The organism is Pseudomonas sp. F-14 TE3482 (assembly GCF_053629455.1).
In genome coordinates, this window is sequence record NZ_JBRJII010000001.1 from 4,616,222 (window position 1) to 4,636,105 (window position 19,884).

The window sequence follows — 19,884 nt, forward strand, 5'->3', positions numbered from 1 at the left end:
AGGCAAACGGTGGAGACGATGGGCTTGGTTTGGCAGGGTACCTATCACCGAGGGATAGACGATGCCAGAAATGTTGCGTCTATCATTAAGGAGATACTCAGCTGATTAGGTGAGCCGGGCCCATTGGCCCGAAGGAGCGAATTCCCCATTTACGTGAAACCGATGCCTCACATCCAGAATGCATTGAACAAAACCTCTCCTCTGATCGCACCACTCTGCGCTTGCCTTATGCTCGAAATCAATTCTCTGCTTCCTCAGCTTGGAAGACCTCAATGAGCTTCTGGTTGTAATCATCCAAGTAGCTCTGCAAACCATCCCGGTCAATCAGCCGTACGCCTGCTGTACCAGCCAATTCCTTCGCGGATTTCGTGTAGTACGAGTTCGTAACTACCATGGCCTCGTCACACCCGTAAAAGGCTTTAGCGGAAATGGCTTGCTGGACAGCCGCGTTGCCTACAGAGCCAGAGTAGTTCTTAGCCTGGATGACCATATTTTTGCCAAAACGAGTAACGAAGAGGTCGGCGCCTTGATCAGCCGTCTTCTTGGTCTCCTGAACGTCGTATCCGATCGTCTGAAAGATCTCGACCAAGAAAGCTTCGAATTGAAACCCGTCCATGGCATCCACCAAGTACATGGTGATGAACTGGTTCGGATTGAAATGCTCCAGCTGTGATCCCAGCCGCTCGACGAGAATGTCAAAATAAATCTCCTCACATAGGCTCAAGCCATTCCGAAAAGTCTGCAGCGGCAGGAGTGGTACGCCGGATGTGGTGGCTGCTTGGGGATTGAATTGGACATTGGGAAAGGGGACATCATTTTCCCAAAGGTAGTAATAGAACAGGGCCAGGTCAGACCTGAACGTCGTTCCTGCCTCTTCAATCCAAAAACGTAGAGTGTCGGCAAGATCGGTTCGAATGTGGCGGGTCAGCTCTCTGGAGAAGCCCAGATAAGCAGAGTTGTAGGCGGTGGTCTGCAGCAGCTTGTCCAAGAGAGATGGAAGCCCTTCAAGCTCGTCAAAGCCTTTGCGAATCAAGACTTCCCTGAACAGCTCCCTCTCGCTGTACACACCATCCAAACGTGGCCCAGGTACGCCCGCGTCATCGCTGCTACCTGCGCTTTCACGAGTCGTGTGAATGAAGTTCGTGAAGTATGGCTGCTTCAGCTCCGCGTATTTTCTCAATACGTTGTTCAGAAGATCATTGAGCTGAGCCTGCTCCTTCTTCTTACCGAGGAAGTCTTTGATCAAGCCTTTGGATCTGTATTGGAAATCGGGGTAGAACGAAGGATCCAGCGGAGTTAAGTGACGCAAAGTGAGCTCAGATGACGGCGACACCTGGGAGCCCATGCACCACGGGGCAGGCTGTCTCAAAAGTGGTTCTGTTGCATCCATTGCATTGATAAATCACTTCGTCCTTCCCTTCCCTACCGAAGCCATAACGCGGATTCCCGCCAATCTTGCAAGCGACCATAGCGCAATGCCATCCGCTCGTCCATGAACCTAATGCTTCGGAATTATGGGTATGAACTGCCTTCCCCTAACGTTGCTTTAGCACCTATAACTACAGAACATACCTCTCCCTACGTGCACCAAAAAGCAGCTCAGCTATTGACGTCTTCAAGGCGATGCAAAATCGCCTCATGTTTAGCTGCTGGCACTAGGTCGGGACAAAGTCTTGTTCCCATGTTTCGGCGCCATAAGCATGGATCGAGATGAGACTAGCAAACTCCTCGATCCCCCATACGGCCGCTTAGTGTCAGGTTTCGGTGGCTCGAAAGCCGCAAGATGGACAGCATCGAAATAAATCAGATTACCTTTCTAGTATTGGAAAATATGAGGAGCCCCACACACCAGGGCGACGTATCTTAATGATCCAAAAGTCACCGCACAACTCATTCGCCTTCAGGTCAACTCTTCCACCCAAAGCCACAAAGCACACTAAAACACGGACGTCAAGAGGAAACACTTTCCTCTATTCGGCTGAAACATGACTGCCGTATATTTTGCGAACCAAAAGAGGACACATACGATGGCAAGAAAGATTCGACCTGAAGAGTTAAAAGCACTTCGAAAATCTAAAGGTATTTCTGCAAAAAAAGCTGCCATGGCGGTGGAGAGAAGCGTCAAGTCTTGGCAGGGATATGAGAGCACAGAGTCCAAGGTGCAGATCCCTGACTCCATATTCTCTCAATTTCTGCGCACATTTAATATCACTTGGCCACACGCAAAGGTGGTTAGTATCACTGCTTATAAAGGAGGTATTGGAAAGTCCCCAATAACCGTAGCGATTGCAACATCGTTTGCGCAAACTGGTTTAAAGATTGCAGTAATTGCAAATGATGAAGTATTCAGGGGCTATACTGAAAAAGACCGACTAGACATTAAACACTCAAAGCGCCTCGCTTCCAAAGTAGACTTTTACGACCAGCATGACATTATTATGTACCCCTCGGAATTATCAAGACTAGAGGTAGAAAACGAACAACGTAAAAATCTTCCAGCATTTGTATCATGCATCGAACATGAAGAAATAATCCTTCGCAAAAAGGCGGCAAAATTATCCTTTGACGACATAAAAAACAATTACGACCTAATACTGTTAGACCTTAATAGAGACCTGTACGAAACTTTGGCAAAATCAGACAAGATAATATTACTCGTAGATTCCACCTGTCAATACTCACCCAGCAGCACGCACAACTACTACAAGCACATGAACAAAATAAACAAAGAAAAACTGGATTCAATGCACGTACTCTTTACCAATTTCTCGACCATTCCGAGTACACGAGGGCAGATAGATATAACACGAGCACACAAAAACAAGATATTTGAAAATTGCATGTTTAGCGCACATCTAACGCTGAAAAACTATAAGAAGATTCGCGATTTAAAAATACCCACTATGCGCTCGCGCTTTTCGGCGGACTATGAGTACCACATTGAGATGCACGATAGCGATTCTAGTGCAACTGCATTTTGCTATTTTGACACCATCATGGATATTGCGCCCGATTCAATAGCATCTTTCGAGGTGTTGGAGGTAAGAGACGAGTTGGCAGAAATTTTATGGGGGAGAAACTGAAAATCAGTTTCCCCTATACCCATCAATTTACACAACAATGGAACCAAGAAAAATATGGTGATTATGCGTAAAATATGGAGAACTATTATAGGTGCGTTAAATTTGCTACGCACCTTAATCGCAATCTTAGAGTATTACGAAAGGCATGATAAATGACTACTGTCGATTACCCTATATAACTATCACCCCAGAGAAAGCTCTGAGTCGTCGATTACTATATGGCACCTGTAGCAACCGGAACTACGCTGTTACCGGTGCCAGCTCTACCAGACTCAAAGGTCTGAAAAAGATTTAACGCCGAATCACGCATCCACGCGAACCTATTCCAATTTACGACCCTAAGAAATTTCACCCAAACAACTTCAGTTTCCGCCGCTGAGTGGCTGTAAGATGGAACTCAAGTTAGCGCTCGCTCACAAATCGCCTGATAAGATTTCGGATTGGTTATGCTCATAGGCTCCTATTTTTTGAAGGGCCGCCTTACTAGATAGGACACAAAGCAATGTAGATACACACCCTTCGTGGGATTGGACATCTCAACCGAGCCTCAGTCTAAGCCATCCGGGCTTCCCTCTGTACCCAAAGGCGGCAGTTTAACTATGGTGGTAGGTGCGTGACATCCCGACTTCCATAACAGAAGTTTAACGTCCAAGATGTTTAGCAACTGGCACTTAACGTAATACAGCTCCCCCCTATAAGAAATATTTCCGAACCGCCGGTCGCAGGTCGATACAGGAACCACCTCTAGGCTGAAAGCTATCGGCGCCGCAATCGGTCATTCTCATCCAATACGAACTGACGCGACCAGATGGCTGCCCAGAATTGCATCGTTAGAATCCATGGTCTGGTCATCACCCAAACTACCGCTCTGCGCCAAAAAGACCGAAACGGTGCCTTCGAATACCTTCTGCTGGGTAACGGCATGTAAACAGATCCGTCTCGAGTAGCAAAACCCCATTTCCAATAAATCTCAATTTCTCGCTTCGCGTAAGTGATCGAATTGCAGTTCCAGAACGCGCCCCACCGGCGATTCCACGTGTCACTTAACAACCAGTTGTGACTAAGATGCGAGGTGAGTGAATCGAACTCCGATACCTGACCGTCTTGCAGTACTACCGAGCATTTACGAAATTGGTAGCTCTCCACGGAAAACCGGATATCCCCCTTGAGGTGCGATAGGAAATCTTGCGAAGGGACACGCGTGAGGTTGAAAACGACCGGCGAGCGATTGAGGTGATGTACGGTTATCGCGTCTTGATATCGAAGACCTGCGCCCTCGGCCTCAAAAACGCAATCGAATCTAACTACCGTAGCATCGACTGCACGGAATGCGACTTTGGAAACCCGAGGTTCAGCGTCGGTCGGCTTTGTTAGATAGAGAGAATACTCGACGTGTTTTCCTAGCTTTTCCCATCGAGCGCCGAAACCGTTACGTTTCGTCCACCTTTGATGGGCCTCGGAATAGGTCTTATAGAGCAGTGCCCTAGTGACGCGACGCAAGCACCATGCTCCCGCTTTGAAAATTACACCCCATGGCGTCGGAATCGTCATGTTCGCCCCTCGCAAGTTTGAAGATGTTTACCTATCCCGCGACATGAGTGGGCGAGCTGGGTAAACCCTGATGGTTTCAGAAATGCAGGATCATCAAAAGTAAAGATGCCCTCAATGCATACGCTCCTGGCTCTGAATTTTTGAGCACCCACTTGGCAAGACAAGCATTGTCACAACTGCCAATATCTCATCACCTATCAAAACCCAGGAAGCTCTATGCGAAAAATACGGTATCGCCCTCATCCACTGGTAGCCTACCCGACCCAACCAGTTTTTCTGGCGTTGGTCGTCAGCATTCCCTTTCTAATAATAGGAGGTCTATGGCGCGATGGGTTGCTCAGCACGACCACCGTGGCCGCCGCCTTCGATGGGACGGCTTTACTCTGCCTGGTTATGCCGGTGACATCAGCTTGGAGGGCTGCTGCAATGGAGCGAGAGTACAGTGGTTATCGACAAGTAATCGCCGATGAGCTTTCTGCCCCCAATTTAGATGACAAGCGCCGCCAACAGCTTCTGGTCGAGCGTTCAAAGCTGGACGACCAATTTCACTTCGTCCACGACAGGCAGGGGACGCTTCAGAAGGTGAAATTTATAGGCGCGGGGATGCGCTTAGCCTCCAGATATCTGCGTAAAGCCAGTAAGTACATCAATCTTTTCCGGCTGTTCTAAAAGCTAGCCGACATCGACAAAATCTGGCGGTGAACCAAGCTCGTTTTGTTGGCCCGCCGGCTTACCTTTTGTTCGTCACATGAGTTTCCGACCAAAGAACTGACGTCTCGTAAAAAGCTTCACAAACGATTGAGTCGCCTCTCTTAAACCAATGCTGCGCCTCCGGCAAAACGTTACGAGGGAAGGGAAACTGAGCGAATGGGTTGTGAAAAACTTCGAGCTCAGCCGACCAAGGCTCGTAACGTTGGGGCCAAAGCTCCGGGTACTCTCGACTACTGACGTCAAGACAGAATGGAATACCCTCTAACACGCCGGGTTTCCGGTCGAAGATCATGCCGACGCGGCTGCGCGTGTAATCGTAGTTTATGCCACTCATAGTCTGCATAACTCGCCCGAAATTGGCGATGGTACATCCATTGCTAAAGACGATTGCGGAGAGGCCGTCATTTTCACCGGAGCGAAATAGGCCCGCGGGGGTGCCTTCATTAAGGGGGCCAAGGAAGCAATGGCCCGTTTCTACGGCATAGATTCTACTTCTATCATGGTCACCTTTCAGCAGTAGCCACTTCTTGATAAAAACCGCATCGGTGCGTTTTTTCCATTTGGAAAGACAACCGCGCACGCATCCAATATCACCTCGCAATGCGACTTCGCCGTCACAAATTCGGCGCAGTCGGTTGCTGCCCGAAAATGCTACCGGTGATTCCAGTTTCTGTGTTTAGACGTTACTGGCCACTCCAAATGGCGGCAGATATATTTGAGGCGACTTTCACCAGCCTGGGGCATCCAGTGTGCTGCTCAAGTGCGATGTAAGCGTCTGGTTAAGTCGACTGCAATTGGGTGGTCAGATGGAATGCAACTACCCAACTGCGCCCTTACAGAGTGGGATTTACCTTCCAGCTATCTGACGCCATTATGCTAGGGGCAAGGGCTCCCCCGTGTGGGCCATCGGATGGGTTACGGATAGCGAGAGCTTTCATGGCTGAGCAATTTCACTACCCGGCAGACCTCCTGGAACTCTTGATCGAGACCATCCCTCGGCAGGTCAGATCGAAGAAGTCCGTCATATTGTTCTTCCAAGGGGCAGGGGTCGAGCCGGAGGACTTGGCAAGCGTCACCGCGACATTACGTACCGCGCCTGACTCCATTTCCAAGTTCGAGATCGCACGCGTAGTTCTAACGCGCCTGAATGCACGTGGTGACATCGGGCTGGGCCCACGTCGCGGAGTCATCCGCCGACTCGTCGAGTTCGAAGACTTCGAATCCTGTTGGGATAATGAGCGCCTGAAAGCAAAGGGGCTTGTGGCAAGCGTCCGTGAAGCCGTGAACAAGAAGGATGCCTTTACTCGGATACAGCAAGAGCGAGAGGCTGAGCGTGACCAGGAGCAAGCGGCTCACCGTGAAGCGCAGCAGAAGACCGCAAATAAGTGTAGTGAGATCGAGGACGTCAAAAACCGTCTATTCGCCCTCTTCGGCATGGACGAGCAGCCGCATGAGCGCGGTCGACTTCTGGAAAGCGTGCTCAACGATCTCTTCAGGGCCTACGACATCCATGTCCGGGAAAACTTCGTACGCACCACCCCAGAAGGCTCTGTCGCACTAGAACAGATCGATGGCGTCATCGAACTGGAGGGTACGATCCATCTGATCGAGATGAAGTGGCTCAAAGATCCCGTGGGCGTGGCCGATTTTGGATCGCACCTGGTGAGAGTCATGAGCCGAGCAAACGTATCGGGAATTTTCATTTCCAATAGCAGATTCACTCAATCCGCAGTGGCCGAATGCGCCGAGTTCCTGAACCTGAGGACAAACTTTCTGTGCACCCTGGAAGAGGTAGTGAACCTACTCCAGCGCCAAGGCGACCTGGTTAAATTCTTGAAAGCAAAATCCCATGCGGCAATCGTGGACAAGAAGCCCTTTCTGGAAATCCTCATCTGACCGGTGCATAACCCTGCCGAGGGTTGCCTGGTGTATGCACGGTTTCCTGGATCTTCCCTCACGGAGGCCGGCTTTGGCCACTATGGTGCTACCATCAGGTCAAACTCGAGCCTACAATGTCGCCTTGCAACCTAGACGGACATGGTGAGGAGTTATGGCACGCAGGTGGTTGAAACAGGAACGACGGTCGAAAGAAGAGCTTTTCGATGCCCTGGTGCGAAACGCCTTAGGCTTCGTCAATACCTCCATCGATCACCTACAGCAAAAACCCAAGAATGCCATTGTCGATCTGTACACGGCGATCGAGCTGTTCCTGAAAGCCCGACTGATGAAAGAGCATTGGACGCTCATGCTCGCGAAGCCCGAAACCGGCGACCTACAAAGCCTTGCTGTGGGAGATTTTCTATCGGTCTACCTGGATGACGCGCTTAAACGAATCCAATCGATTCTTGGCGAGAAAATCGACCAGGGTGCTTCCGACAACTTCAAGGCCCTTGGCGAGCACCGCAACCAGATCGTCCATTTTGCCCACTCAGGCATGGATAATCCGAGTAAGACGCAAGCCGGTGTGATTGTGGAAGCGTGGGCATCCTGGCACTACCTCCATGCACTATTGACCGGCCCCTGGGCGGCGGTATTCCAACCCTACTCAGTGGAACTCCAGGTGCTCAACCAACGCATGATGCGTCAGGGCGACTTCATCAAAGCCCGATTCGAGATCCTCAAACCTCAGATCGAAATCCAGGAAAAGAAAGGCAACAAGATCGTTCCCTGCGGTCATTGCCATATGCCTGCCGCAATTGTCGGCGAAACCCATTCATGGGGTACCGACTACACCTGCATGGTTTGCGGGGTTGATGACACTGCGGTAGAAGAGTGCAACGCAGAATTACCCTGCCCCAGCTGCAATGCTCCGTTTAAATTCTTTCAAAAGGGTCTGCATGCCTGTCCAGCCTGCGGCCATCAAATCACCACCGAGATCCTGATCGACCTCTGCACCAAACAATTTCCCGAGGGAGACGACTGGTGCGAGGAAGGCCACGTACACATCGCATCCTGCCACAAGTGTCAGCACCCTCAACCCTCGGTATTTTTCATCGAGGGCATGTGGAGCTGCGTATCGTGCTTCGACCGTGGCTGGGGAGCCGTCGCGTGTGAGAGATGCGATGAATTTGTCACAGGTGACATGGAAAGAATCAAATACTTTGCCTGCCACAAATGTGAACCCGACGTGAGGAAGCAGCTCTTGGGTTTGGCCGAGTCCGCCGAGAGCCCCACTGCTGAAGGCAGCTGAGGAGCCACTGGTCGTGCACAATCGATGGAGAGCCTTGATTTAGTTTTTCAGCTCTTGTGCACCCGATGCCAGCGTAACCAGCTCACCTGACCAACATAGAATTGCCTGCCAAGTGCAGCGTGCAGCCGTGCAGAAAGGGGTTGGCAATACCCCCAGAACAGACGCTCAATCCATGGTGGTATAATGCCACTCCCAGCGGCCTAGAATAGGCCCAGCGGCCTCAGCTCTCGTATCAGCACCACTATCGATTCGGTCAATAGGGAAGTGTCTAGCATTGAGACAGTTAGAGATTGAGAATGAACTAAGGGATGTCGTCAGCAGAATCATTAACCAGGTTGACCTATCAACCAAACAAGGCAGGCTTGACATCAACCTGTCGCTGGAAGATGCGCTGATTCCGATCCTGAAAGCGGCCTACAACCTACCCAACCTGATCAACCTCAATAGGCGGCAGAAAAACTTCCCCGGCATCGATCTGGGTGATGACCATGACCGTGTCGCCTTCCAGGTTACCGCCACCACTTCCCTGGAAAAGGTCAAAAAGACCTTGACCCACTTCGTCGACAAGCAGTTCTACAACACGTTTGATGAACTGTATGTTTTGATGCTGACCAATAAGCAGGCTTCCTACAGCCAGTACGCGATTGACGCCATCACAAACGGAGCATTCGAGTTTTCGACGAAGAACCACATCATTGATCTTGGCGACATCCTGGCCAAGGTGTCCGGGCTTCGAATCCCCGCTCAGGAGCGGGTGCTGAATGACTTCAAGATCATCTTGGGGGACATCAAGGCATACCTGGACTTCAATGCTGAGGAAGGCCTTCAATCTCACACACTGACTTCCAACCTCATTACAGTAACACCGCCTGAAACAATATACGTCGCCGAACTGTTGCTGAATGAGGCCTCAATCCTTGAGCAAGCCCGCGAACACCTGAACTTCCGAAAAAATAGCTGCTCCAGGCAAAGCCTTGTGAAGATGGCTCTACTGCTCAATGGATCTGGCACGGATGACTGGGTGGTTTTCGAGAATCGAATCTTCACCTTCGAGGACATCAACAACTCCAGCATCCGAAATATTGTTGATGTAGGCACCATTGAAGCACTTGAGTCCCGAGACCTCTCCGAGTCTGAGATCGACGACAACATAAATATTTTCAAGCTACTTTTGAATAATCATGTACGTGAGATCGTCAAGCCTCACAACATTGTGTACGACCGCCGAGACAAGTTCTATTTCTTCAAGCCCCACAACCCAGACGACGAAGGCCGCAAAGAAGACTGGATAGGAAAAAAGAAATCAACCCGTCGAGTGTACGAGAAGGTGATGTCCAAGCGAGAACCCACGCGGCTCGCCCACCATGTTCATTTATCATTCGAACTGAGCTTTACCAGCATTGCGCAGCAGTGGTACGCACTCGTTGTGCCAAGCTGGCTTTATACCTATGACGGAAATCGCAAGTCTCGCTTCCATGAAGATTTGCTATCAAAACAAAAAAGACTTGAGTTCAACCAAAGCGTACGAAACATTGTTCGATTCCTGGCCTACTACTTACGCTCAACCAATAACCCCACTACTAACGCTTCGCCTAATAATTCTGCCTCGACTCCTGCCCTGGACAGATCAGCGAATGAAATAGAATTCTTCGGCGAGTTATTAGAGATCACTTGCGAAGAAAAACTGGTAGACGGCGAACAAGTCGGCGCTGAATTTGATGAGGAGTTAGCCCTTGAAGATTAAAATCCTCAAAGAGCCAATGCTGGAGTTCGGAAACGGCGCGCACATATGCCCTAGGACTGGCATCGAAACCCTGGGGGTTTATGACAAACGCGATGAGCTGCGGCGTAGCGAGTTACGCATTGGCATCGTCGGGCGCGGTGAAGGTGTTGATCTCCTGGACGAATGGCTGGACAAATGCAAACGCGGAATCGTCGGAAAAGAAGAAACCAAGTTTCCTAATCTGTTCAGGGGGTTTGGTGGCGTGGATGAATACCATGGGTTCTACACCAAAATCCTGTCCTCTCCCCAGTACACACGTACCCTGCAGAAATCAGAAATCAACAACATATCGAAGATCACGGCCCGTGAAGACCGTGTCGTGAAGTGCGTTGAGCTCTACTACGAGCAGATCCGATTTCTGTCCGAGAACCGCTCCATCGACGTGATCGTCTGTGTTGTCCCAAATGACATCTTCGACTCTCTGACCAAGGCGACTGGGGACAAAGACACCGAGTCGCTCGAAGCCTACCTGGAACACAACTTCCGCCGACTTCTGAAAGCGCGCTGCATGCACCTGGGCATTCCCCTGCAGCTCGTTCGCGAGAAGACCATCCTGTCCGTCAAACCCTCGATCGATCAGCAAGATCTCGCCACCAAGGCCTGGAATTTCTGCACCGCCCTCTACTACAAGGGCAACCGCACTGTGCCGTGGCGGTTGGTCGAGGACAAGTTCAAGCCCAAGACCTGCTACATCGGGATTGGGTTCTACAAGAGCCGGGATGGCGAAACCGTCTCGACCAGCCTGGCTCAAGTGTTCGACGAGTTCGGCCATGGGGTCATTCTGCGCGGTGCACCAGTGTCCCTGGACAAGCGGGACAGGCGCCCTTACATGGACGAATCTCAGGCCTACGAGCTGCTCGACAGCGCATTGGCGGAGTATGAAAAAGCGCTGATGCAGAAGCCCGCTCGCGTCGTGATCCACAAGTCCAGCCGGTTCAGGCCTACCGAAGTATCAGGGTTTTCCAGGGTGCTGGATGCCAAGGGGATCAGGACAAAAGACCTGGTGTCGATCACATCCACCGATATCCGGCTGTTCAGCGACAAGAACTACCCGCCAACCCGGGGGACACTGTTGAGCCTGTCGGAAACTCAGGGCGTGCTCTACACGAAGGGGATTGTCGACTTCTACAAGACGTACCCAGGCATGTACATCCCAAGCCCGCTGCGCGTGGAAGCGTTCGAAAGCGACTCATCCCTGGAAGACCTGTGCAAGGAGATCCTTGGCCTGACCAAGATGAACTGGAACAACACCCAGCTTGATGGACGCCTGCCCATCACTTTGGAGTGCGCCAACAAGGTCGGGGACATCATGAAATACGTGGCCACCTCGGAGAAGCCACAGGTCAGCTATAGCTTTTACATGTGATGTATTTAGGCCCTTCAGCTCTGGGGCATTAGGCATGCCCGACAGGACGGGAATCAGCGACCTTGAACTTCGGGCAACGGCACTCTCAACTGCAATCCTTGGATGAGCGAAGGTGGCTCATCGGCACTTGGGGGCCTGGCAGGCGGAGCGCGCAGGCGTGAGGATCGAAGCCCGCAGGGCCAAGACAGGCCATTCATGGCCAGGCTTGGCTTGCGAGAGCCGCCCCGGAGCGGGCACGCCCTACAAGCCCTTCATAGCGTCTTCCATCGGCACTCCCGCCCCAGCCGGCGATGGTCAATCGCCCAGAGACCGCAACAGCGGCGCCAGTGTCTGGGTATATTCAGCTCTTGGGGGCTCTCTGCCATTGAGGATTCACAACCAGCAGCTCTGAATCGAGTACTGTACGTGAGATCAATGACAGCGTCTCAAGCGAAGGCCGGGCCCGGATCACCCTGCTCAACTGCTCAGTATCGATTTCCTTCGGTCGAGACCAGTTGTCTTTGAACCGGCGCGACTTGGCAACCTTCACTGCCTCAACAATCTCATCCCCCAGCCTGATCACCCCTTCTGCACCCAAAGGCTCCGGCGCAGGACTTATCAAGCGTCTTGTGAGGAAGCGGCTCAACTTATCGAACTTGACCTGGGCAGGCTTATCGGAGCAGCGATAAGCCGTGCCCACCCTTCTGAACACCACGTAATGGTCTTTATCATCAGGCAGTGGCCCAATATCTGATGGCCGGAAAGCCACCGAGTTATCCAGGATTTCGTCGTTCAAATAGTGCGTATTGAGCTCCGCAGACTGAAAAAACATGGGAGCCACGTAGGCCACGAGATGTCCTTTGCTTTCAAGATCCAGGAGCAGGTTGTGCTGATCAGATCGCTGAAGTGAATGCAGGTGCCAGCGGTAGTAAGGCCCCCCCATGAGATCGTGTTCCTTCGCGTTACTCCGCCCCATGTAGTGGCTCAACTTGAACTGCAAAAAGAGCGGAGTACCTCCAACAATCTTGACGTCATACCCTCCCCCTGCCTGACCTTCAGCATACAGCGTAGGAAATTGAGGAGCCGCAGCGATCGATGACCCCAGCAGTTTCACAACCTCGCTAGTTACTGCATAGCCATAGGAAAATTCGGAGATGCTTGGCGTCATGATGATCCTTATCGAAAGCCTGGAAAAAATTCCATTAGCACTAAAGTGAACGCGCGGTAACGCCATCGTTGTATCGACGTGGATACCAAGCAGCCAACCCACCTTCGTTAGCTTCGTCTATCCGCCTGTAGATATCGACGTACTCATTCCCGTACGTTACACCGCGCTCTCGGGTAGGGATGACAAATATACTTTCATATCGCTTTACACCATCGGCGTAGCCAATTTCCCATGGACACCATCTTGATGCCAACGAGTTTGGCGTTGCCAGAAACAAAAACAGGTCGGCTTCCACAATCCTGTTTTTGATCTTCCTGGCCGTGTCACCATTTGTCGTCGCTGGCATCTCGCTGTCCATCCAATCGACATAGAGATGCAGCCCCTGCTCCCTGAAGACCTGAAGCAACCCCAGAACCGCTGTTCGATCCTGATGGCTATGGCATAGAAACGCGGTCTTGTAACCCAGCGCACGGGCGCTCTGGGAGTTTGTAGCTGTAGAGTAATGGCGGCTACGTGAGGCCGCAGATCGAAGGGTACCGAGGTCAACGGGCATTGCTGGCTATCCTGTTAAAACGCCATGGCAGGTCAAAATTCTGGAAACCCGGGATTCTGATTTGGCCTGCCTGCGCTAGGTCTTTGCTGTGGCGTTGGCGGGCTTGGGTGTTGTGTTGTGCTGGCCGCTCGGTTGCGGGTTGATCAACTGTCACAGGATGCTTGCCGCAGCCGTAATCGAAATGATCACTGCGCCATGAAAAACCAGCAACGTTTTCGAGAAACAGGCCTGGAAAAAATCCCGATTACCATTGGACACCACAAGCGTCATCGCAAAATCGACCTCATTCGGAGTCAATCGGCGCACCTGGTCATAAAGGCCTCGGTAGTTGCGCTCCAAGGCCAGGAAGTAACTATCCAAGCCCCACAGCGCAATCGCAGGAACAGGGGGAGTAAATCGCAAACTCTTTGTTATCTTGAGCCGCAGCAAGCGCGAACAACCCTGAGATCAGCAAGACCGACCAACCCTTGAGCAAGAAAGAGTTGGTAGACAGGCGATTGATGACGGCTTGCACGAACTCGAGGTGTTTTAGCTTTCTATCCACTTAGTAGACTCTGCTCTGGCCGCGATAAAGGCTTTTTGCTGCCATTGCAAAGCCTTGAGGGTTTCCGGAGTTGCTGTAATTTCTAACCCAGGCCGAAAAATCTCGGTACGTGAGAGATTTCAGGTGCTCCGTATGAGCCTTGTGGTAGACCGGCAAAGAGTCAGTTGAATAGGACTCCAAAGCCGCATCAAGAACATTCTTGTCCTGTTCAATCTGCCAAATCATGTGACTAAACATTAACTCCATATGAATCCAGGCGGAGTGAGTCTTTTTTTCATCCTGAACAGAATGTTTGGTCGAAATCGAGTTTTCAGTATTCAGGAACAATAGCATCGAAGAGCGCATGATCATTTTCTGCAAAGCACTGGCCAAAATCATATTGACATGGGCAGCAGAACGATTGAGTCGCTTATAGTCGTAGGTTCTCTGCCCCAAAGGAATAGAGTATTTGTTATCAATTGCTCTGAGCAACTCGTAAGCCGAACCCCAGAACATCGAATCTACAAATGCAACAATACCTTTCTTTTCAAGGTTATGAGCCAACTGAATGGCCGCATTTTGGTCATTGAACGAATGAGAGATAAACACATCGCAATGCATGGCCGGAAATAGATGCTTAGCGATCAGTTCTGCATCAATACTTTTACCATCATCCAGGAAATAATTTTGTAGAGTAACGACCTTCTTGCCAAGCTCATTTTTGTACTTAGTCAAAACCAGAGGATCAATTGCCAGATCACTTGACCCAAGCTCCATGTCGAAACCGTAATGCATTTCATATCTCCCTATTTAAATTAATACCACTCTTGAGCCTCGGAGCAGGTACATCTTTCAGCAACTCTTTACCAATCTTCAGGCTTTTGCCAAACAGCCCATCATAATCAAGCAGCTCATCATCCTCTAGAATCGAACCGCTGATGGTTGCTGCCGCACCGCCAGGACTTTTCAATGCCAATACTTTTGCGGACGGGAAGGTATTCCTAAACAGCCTATGCTCATGCTTGATGCCCTCCTTCCCACCAATGAACACCGCAGCATCATAAGCATATGCTGCGAACATTTGCTTCCTTAACACAGCCAGGCTTTTTTCAACTGTCTCCAGTGCTGGTGTGAGAATAAAGTTGTAAAACTGAAAGCTCTCAGCAGGAAAGCTTTTTTCAAAATACTGGCTTTGAAAGAGAGTAACCGCTTTCTTGTTCTCAACACCCAGCTCTTCACAAACTGCCAGGATCAATGGCGTGATAGATGGATGTCCGCCAAAGACCAGATGCTTACGACCCACAACGCTGAACAAAAAGGAGCGCAATGCGGATTGAATCAACACAGGGTTGCACTCCTTGTAGTACTCGCTATCAGTACTGGGGACGCTGGCGGAAAGAAAAATGCTGCTCATATTCACGGTCTCTGGCTGCTTGAGTGGCTATACATCATGATGACGCCATGTCATCGATCCGGGTCAAGACTCTGAACAATCTACACACGAGATTGATGCCACACGCTCAGCTCCCAAGCAGCTTCATCAGTTGTGACCAGTCGAACATGATTCTCGACATACTTTCCGATCCACTCCATGTGGGCTCGCCATTTCCTTTCCTTAATACCGACCTGGTTATAAACAACAGCTACAGGAGGCTCGTGCAAATCCAGGGTAGCTTCGTACAACCCATGACTCGTGGGGACACCGAGTTCTGGATAAACCGCAATGGTTTTTCCACCAATTGAAACGATCAAGCTTCTGCTAACCGAGTGACCTGCGATCTTCCCACCGTATTCAGCCAACGAACTCTTCAACTTACTGACCACCTTGGCGTACCGATTCGCAACGCTCTGGGTGCGAAGTAGTTCGACCCTGTGGACGATTTCTTCGATGTCTTTCTCTGAAATCTTTCGATTGAGCTTGGAGTTGACGGCATCGGTCTTGGTTGGATCGGGACTGGTGCTGGGGATGGCACCAACGTAAGAGTTGGCGCCACCAGCAGGAGCGAAGGAAGATTCGGAAATCACAAACTCACCGCTGATGAGCTGACTTGTCTTGGACTCCACATCCGGCCAGGCCACCCTCAACACTGACAAACCTCGAAGGGTCGCCCGTGCGAATTCAGCGCCCGTCCACCGGCTGTCAAAATATCCAGGGGTGTCCAGATAAACCATCACGTCTGAATCACACAGCTTTTGCCAAAGCACCTCTTGGAAGTGCTCACCTGAATGGATCCCATGAGTATCAAGGAATACGTCGTACTGACGGGCTGCAAGGGCAGCATAGAGCTGCAAAGCCACCTCAGTGGACTCAATGCGACGATAGCTAAGGAACACTCGCCGCTGCCTCGGAATGAGAGCCGCGCTCTCCAGAAGAGCCGTTGCAATCGCTTCAGCACCGTCGCCCACGTCAAGCCCATTGAGAGCTCCCAACGCTCCAGGAAACTCTGAAGCAAAGGTGCGTTTGCTGTGAGCGATAGGTATCAGGGGAACGCGACGCTGGATCAGCCTCTCAACCGACGCCTCTTCATGGCTGGCGACACTAAAGCAGAGAGCCGCACAGCAACGCTCGATCGCGGGGTTGAAGTCAAGGACGCTTCCTTCGATCAGGCTCACATCCTGGCCGACCTCAAGCCCGAGGTCTTCCACACAGCGAAAAATCCTGGCACGAAGCGCCATCCGAAGATTTTGCGGAATATCCCCCAGAAGCGCCAAGGAATAGAGGGGTGAGTGATCGTCCATTAAGCCTACCCGAAACCGTACTTATAAATTTGATGGCAATAGGCTATCAAAAATACTTTGGATTGGCTCGCCTATCTAATCATCAGCATCGCTATCAACATTACAAACAGCACCCTGAGAGAGTGGTTCTAGTCCGGTTTTGGGCGACTAAGGGACTCTCTGGAGCGGCTCCAGCGAGCAGAATAGGATGATCAGCCGCTTGGCTGAAGCTGGGCTGTCTATCGATACTGAAAGTGCTCTAGTAGCTCCGCCCTCCCCCTAACCGGACGTCGGTTACAGCCTCCGCTAGCTATACACCTCAAGCGGTTTTATGGTGAATGCCGCCTTCGTTCTCTTCGCCATGACAACGGCGCCGTCACCTTCGTGAGGCGAACAAACCAGGCAGAGAATTTCCTACTGAACAAAACCGACGCCCGGATTCTTACCCGCCATGGCGACCGCCTTCGGTGATGGAACGACCTCATTGATTCGGGCCTTCAGGCGCTAAGGTGCGACCCCTCCACATTTACTTCATACCTCAGCCTAGCTATGGGCAATCGACGACGCGAGCGCAGAACACTTTGAACACAACCCCTCTTCTCCCCGCCGGCGAGGTTAGCCAAGTGCTGACGGATGTCGTACTAGGCAAACGCATCATGATGCGCAGCACCATTCAGTCATGGAACGAGATCTACCACGGCCTCATGCCCGTTGAGATTGATGGCTGGGTACTCACCCTCTTCAATGACTGTGACACCCTGGACTACTGCGGGGGATTGCAGAACGCCAGATTGTCGCGTCGGGACTGTTGAAGACTGGCAACGCTACGGCACTGACCCAGTCGAACTATTAAGTGGCTGGGAACGAGAACAACTTGAGCGTCTGCTGAATGCGCTCTGCCCCATCATTTAGCGTCGTTGGTCGATCCCGATATCATGCAGGGCGTAGATCACGAATGTAGATAACGCTATGCCAAGATTGTCATTCGCCGTCAGAGTTTTGTTCGCATGCTGCCTTTTAATCGCAACCGCTAATCACATCCGTGCAGACGTTTCGCATGGATTGCTCTGGGACTACGGATACGGGCCTAGCACTTACTTGGCCAGCCGTATTTTCTGGGGGGCGCTTACGTTTTTTGACCCGTTTGCAGCACTGCTACTTTTCATCAAGCCAAGAGCCGGAATCGTGCTTACGGTAGCGATTATTTTGGTCGACGTAATCCATAACACTTTTTACGTCGCATTGAAGCAACAGTGGCTGGAGCCGTTCTACCTGTCCCAGGTAGCATTCCTTATCATTGTATTCCTACTGTCACCCATCGCTTGGAATGGCCCTACTCGAGACATAGCGCTCACCAATCCAGTCCGAGTGTGATTCGCTCCACACACCTGCCGACGCAGCGGGCGAGTAAGACTACCGAGCTGCCGCCGCACAAATGGGCGCTCGCTTAGCCACTCAAGGTGTGTTGGAAGGACGCTTTGATCGTTCATCAGGGGGGGCGCCGAACGGCCGAACCTGCCGTTCGACAACTGCGCGCAAATCGTTGAAAATCGTGACCCACGCTAGGAGCGAACGAAGAGAGATGCACTGTTTGCCACCCATGTGGGTGATAAACTATCGAATCGACGGAGCGAGGACAAATGATCGGGGTATTTGATTCTGGTAGCGGTGGACTGACGGTCTTCAGAGCGCTTCGGGAGGCCTTTCCTAATCAGCGTTTCGTCTACTACGGCGACCACGGCAACGCGCCTTATGGCAATCGAGATGCCGACACGATCTATGAGTTCACTGTATCTTCGTTGGAGCGACTCTTTGAGTTGGGGTGCTCGCTGATCGTCGTCGCCTGTAACACGGCAGCTGCAACCGGCCTCCGTCGTCTTCAGCAAACATGGCTTCCAACTCGTTACCCGGACAAACGAGTGATCGGCGTTATCGTCCCAATGGTGGAAGCGATGACTGGTGTTCCTTGGTCAGCCGAATCCGATAGTGGCTTGCAAAACCACGGAAAGAAGACCGTGGCCGTCTTTGCAACTCGCTATACCGTTGAAAGTCGAGTATTTGTCGAGGAAACAGCGAAGCGAGCGCCGAATGTTAATCTCGTGCAGCAAGCTTGCCCTAGTCTCGTTAGACTCATTGAGGCAAATGCCCCGGTGCAGGATCTCAGGCGCGCCGTCCGACGTTACGTGACACTGTTAATGCGGCGATTGGGCGAGGAACGCTTAGACGGGGTATTGCTCGGCTGCACCCATTATCCGTTGATCGAAGATCTGTTTGCGGAGGCCATCCCAAACGATGTCGAGATTTTCTCTCAGCCAAAAGTGACGGCAAACAGTCTTGCTGGTTACCTAGCACGTCATCCCGAATTCGCATGTGGTCACGAGCCAGGCGCCACATTCTGTACATCGACCAATCCGGAACATATAACAAAGCTCGCGTGGCGATTTTTGGGTGACACCAGCATGCAGTTTAATGCATTGTCTTGAATCCGGCCGTGGGCACTCGACGCTAGAACTGGCTTTTAGCGGGCTCGCTACGCAGCGGAAAACGAGCGGCTGCGATCATGAGCTTGATCCAGTCGGCACGCCTCAATGGGTATGATCCGTATGCCTACTTGAAGGACGTACTCGATATTTTTTACGCAAGCGCTGCCTGGAAACAGGGCCCGCGAGCAAACATTATCAGTCGGATTGAAATCAGTACAACGACAGTTATCGATGGCTGGCGTCTCACGCTTTTCAATGACGGCGGCACCTTGGATTACTGCGGGGATTGCAGAGCGCCAGATGGTCGCGTCGGGACTATTGAAGACTGGCAACGCTATGGCACGGATCCAGTCGAACTATTAAGTGGCTGGGAACGAGAGCAGCTTGAGCGTCTGCTAAACACGCTCTGACTATGTGTGTCATCAATAGCCGAGCGACAAGATCCCATCAAATTCTCCTGCTGCTACGCTCTCCTTTTTCCATGGAGGAATCGCGATGCCAAATTCAGATCTGCTCCCTTCCCTGCTATTCAAGATCAACGAAAACCAGCAGGCCCTTGAGGCTGCCATCATGGAACTGACGCTCTGGGTCGAACAACATGGATCGGGTGAGGTTGGAGGCAACGTGCGCGGTGCGCTGGAAACAATTACCAAGAATGAGGAGTTCATCAAGATGACACTCGCGGTGCTAATGGCACCGGAGTGATCCCTCCCGGTGAATAGCTGGACGTTACGCCCCCGGGCATCTCTTGCAAGATTTGACTTGAGATTGGAGAG

17 protein-coding genes and 2 pseudogenes are annotated in these 19,884 nt (G+C 51.4%); 12 read left to right on the forward strand and 7 right to left on the reverse strand.

Annotation, left to right across the window (positions count from 1 at the left end):
• Nucleotides 1-238: 238 nt before the first annotated feature.
• Nucleotides 239-1,406, reverse strand: a pseudogene (locus AB7M26_RS20770) (restriction endonuclease).
• 621 nt (nucleotides 1,407-2,027) lie between these two features.
• Here AB7M26_RS20770 and AB7M26_RS20775 point away from each other — a divergent pair.
• From AB7M26_RS20775 to AB7M26_RS20800, 6 genes are all read left to right on the forward strand, one after another.
• A complete protein-coding gene (locus AB7M26_RS20775) occupies nucleotides 2,028-3,083 on the forward strand; it encodes an AAA family ATPase (RefSeq protein ID WP_429385966.1) in 1,056 nt (351 codons plus the stop codon).
• Nucleotides 3,084-4,967: 1,884 nt separating this feature from the next.
• Nucleotides 4,968-5,303: a hypothetical protein gene (locus tag AB7M26_RS20780; protein ID WP_429385968.1), complete on the forward strand. Its 336-nt coding sequence runs from the start codon at nucleotides 4,968-4,970 to the stop codon at nucleotides 5,301-5,303.
• 978 nt (nucleotides 5,304-6,281) lie between these two features.
• Nucleotides 6,282-7,241 carry a restriction endonuclease gene (locus AB7M26_RS20785; protein ID WP_429385970.1) on the forward strand — a complete coding sequence of 320 codons (960 nt, stop codon included), beginning with the start codon at nucleotides 6,282-6,284 and terminating at the stop codon, nucleotides 7,239-7,241.
• Nucleotides 7,242-7,395: 154 nt separating this feature from the next.
• Nucleotides 7,396-8,535: a hypothetical protein gene (locus AB7M26_RS20790; RefSeq protein ID WP_429385972.1), complete on the forward strand. Its 1,140-nt coding sequence runs from the start codon at nucleotides 7,396-7,398 to the stop codon at nucleotides 8,533-8,535.
• A 274-nt stretch (nucleotides 8,536-8,809) separates the two neighbouring features.
• Nucleotides 8,810-10,279, forward strand: a complete 1,470-nt coding sequence (locus tag AB7M26_RS20795) for an SMEK domain-containing protein (RefSeq protein WP_429385973.1) — start codon at nucleotides 8,810-8,812, stop codon at nucleotides 10,277-10,279.
• Entirely contained in the window at nucleotides 10,269-11,684 is a 1,416-nt protein-coding gene (locus AB7M26_RS20800) for an argonaute/piwi family protein (RefSeq protein WP_429385975.1), read from the forward strand. The genes AB7M26_RS20795 and AB7M26_RS20800 overlap by 11 nt, the downstream gene beginning before the upstream one ends.
• A 340-nt stretch (nucleotides 11,685-12,024) precedes the next feature.
• Here the strand turns inward: AB7M26_RS20800 and AB7M26_RS20805 are convergent, their stop codons facing one another.
• The 6 genes from AB7M26_RS20805 to AB7M26_RS20830 form a co-directional block, all read right to left on the reverse strand.
• Nucleotides 12,025-12,831, reverse strand: a complete 807-nt coding sequence (locus AB7M26_RS20805) for a hypothetical protein (RefSeq protein ID WP_429385977.1) — start codon at nucleotides 12,829-12,831, stop codon at nucleotides 12,025-12,027.
• 40 nt (nucleotides 12,832-12,871) lie between these two features.
• Nucleotides 12,872-13,384 carry a toll/interleukin-1 receptor domain-containing protein gene (locus tag AB7M26_RS20810; protein ID WP_429385979.1) on the reverse strand — a complete coding sequence of 171 codons (513 nt, stop codon included), beginning with the start codon at nucleotides 13,382-13,384 and terminating at the stop codon, nucleotides 12,872-12,874.
• Between the two features lie 150 nt (nucleotides 13,385-13,534).
• Entirely contained in the window at nucleotides 13,535-13,813 is a 279-nt protein-coding gene (locus AB7M26_RS20815) for a hypothetical protein (RefSeq protein WP_429385980.1), read from the reverse strand.
• Nucleotides 13,814-13,928: 115 nt separating this feature from the next.
• Nucleotides 13,929-14,702, reverse strand: a complete 774-nt coding sequence (locus AB7M26_RS20820) for a hypothetical protein (RefSeq protein WP_429385982.1) — start codon at nucleotides 14,700-14,702, stop codon at nucleotides 13,929-13,931.
• A 1-nt stretch (nucleotide 14,703) separates the two neighbouring features.
• Nucleotides 14,704-15,321: an SLOG domain-containing protein gene (locus tag AB7M26_RS20825; protein ID WP_429385984.1), complete on the reverse strand. Its 618-nt coding sequence runs from the start codon at nucleotides 15,319-15,321 to the stop codon at nucleotides 14,704-14,706.
• 80 nt (nucleotides 15,322-15,401) lie between these two features.
• Complete coding sequence (locus tag AB7M26_RS20830; RefSeq protein ID WP_429385985.1) at nucleotides 15,402-16,646, reverse strand: TIR domain-containing protein; 1,245 nt, start codon at nucleotides 16,644-16,646, stop codon at nucleotides 15,402-15,404.
• A gap of 638 nt (nucleotides 16,647-17,284) precedes the next feature.
• On the opposite strand from AB7M26_RS20830, the gene AB7M26_RS20835 reads away from it, so the two are divergent.
• The 6 genes and pseudogenes from AB7M26_RS20835 (at nucleotide 17,285) to AB7M26_RS20860 (ending at nucleotide 19,813) form a co-directional block, all read left to right on the forward strand.
• Complete coding sequence (locus tag AB7M26_RS20835) at nucleotides 17,285-17,437, forward strand: DUF7693 family protein (RefSeq protein ID WP_429388908.1); 153 nt, start codon at nucleotides 17,285-17,287, stop codon at nucleotides 17,435-17,437.
• Nucleotides 17,370-17,537 (forward strand): DUF7693 family protein, encoded by a 168-nt coding sequence (locus tag AB7M26_RS20840; protein WP_429385987.1) that lies wholly within the window; start codon nucleotides 17,370-17,372, stop codon nucleotides 17,535-17,537. Before AB7M26_RS20835 ends, AB7M26_RS20840 begins: the two co-directional genes overlap by 68 nt.
• 728 nt (nucleotides 17,538-18,265) lie before the next feature.
• A complete protein-coding gene (murI, locus tag AB7M26_RS20845) occupies nucleotides 18,266-19,108 on the forward strand; it encodes a glutamate racemase (RefSeq protein ID WP_429385989.1) in 843 nt (280 codons plus the stop codon).
• A pseudogene (locus AB7M26_RS20850) lies at nucleotides 19,109-19,251 on the forward strand (transposase domain-containing protein); the annotation flags it as partial.
• Nucleotides 19,237-19,518 carry a DUF7693 family protein gene (locus AB7M26_RS20855; RefSeq protein ID WP_429388911.1) on the forward strand — a complete coding sequence of 94 codons (282 nt, stop codon included), beginning with the start codon at nucleotides 19,237-19,239 and terminating at the stop codon, nucleotides 19,516-19,518. The pseudogene AB7M26_RS20850 and the gene AB7M26_RS20855, both read left to right, overlap by 15 nt.
• Before the next feature lie 85 nt (nucleotides 19,519-19,603).
• A complete protein-coding gene (locus AB7M26_RS20860; protein ID WP_429385991.1) occupies nucleotides 19,604-19,813 on the forward strand; it encodes a hypothetical protein in 210 nt (69 codons plus the stop codon).
• Nucleotides 19,814-19,884 lie beyond the last annotated feature (71 nt).

Excerpts from the sequence above, each read along its gene's own strand:
- AB7M26_RS20775 (WP_429385966.1), top strand. The coding sequence starts at position 2,028 with ATGGCAAGAAAGATTCGACCTGAAGAGTTAAAAGCACTTCGAAAATCT.
- AB7M26_RS20785 (WP_429385970.1), top strand. The coding sequence starts at position 6,282 with ATGGCTGAGCAATTTCACTACCCGGCAGACCTCCTGGAACTCTTGATC.
- AB7M26_RS20790 (WP_429385972.1), top strand. The coding sequence starts at position 7,396 with ATGGCACGCAGGTGGTTGAAACAGGAACGACGGTCGAAAGAAGAGCTT.
- AB7M26_RS20805 (WP_429385977.1), bottom strand. The coding sequence starts at position 12,831 with ATGACGCCAAGCATCTCCGAATTTTCCTATGGCTATGCAGTAACTAGC.
- AB7M26_RS20810 (WP_429385979.1), bottom strand. The coding sequence starts at position 13,384 with ATGCCCGTTGACCTCGGTACCCTTCGATCTGCGGCCTCACGTAGCCGC.
- AB7M26_RS20820 (WP_429385982.1), bottom strand. The coding sequence starts at position 14,702 with ATGCATTACGGTTTCGACATGGAGCTTGGGTCAAGTGATCTGGCAATT.
- AB7M26_RS20825 (WP_429385984.1), bottom strand. The coding sequence starts at position 15,321 with ATGAGCAGCATTTTTCTTTCCGCCAGCGTCCCCAGTACTGATAGCGAG.
- AB7M26_RS20830 (WP_429385985.1), bottom strand. The coding sequence starts at position 16,646 with ATGGACGATCACTCACCCCTCTATTCCTTGGCGCTTCTGGGGGATATT.
- AB7M26_RS20835 (WP_429388908.1), top strand. The coding sequence starts at position 17,285 with ATGCGCAGCACCATTCAGTCATGGAACGAGATCTACCACGGCCTCATG.
- AB7M26_RS20840 (WP_429385987.1), top strand. The coding sequence starts at position 17,370 with ATGACTGTGACACCCTGGACTACTGCGGGGGATTGCAGAACGCCAGAT.
- murI (WP_429385989.1), top strand. The coding sequence starts at position 18,266 with ATGATCGGGGTATTTGATTCTGGTAGCGGTGGACTGACGGTCTTCAGA.
- AB7M26_RS20860 (WP_429385991.1), top strand. The coding sequence starts at position 19,604 with ATGCCAAATTCAGATCTGCTCCCTTCCCTGCTATTCAAGATCAACGAA.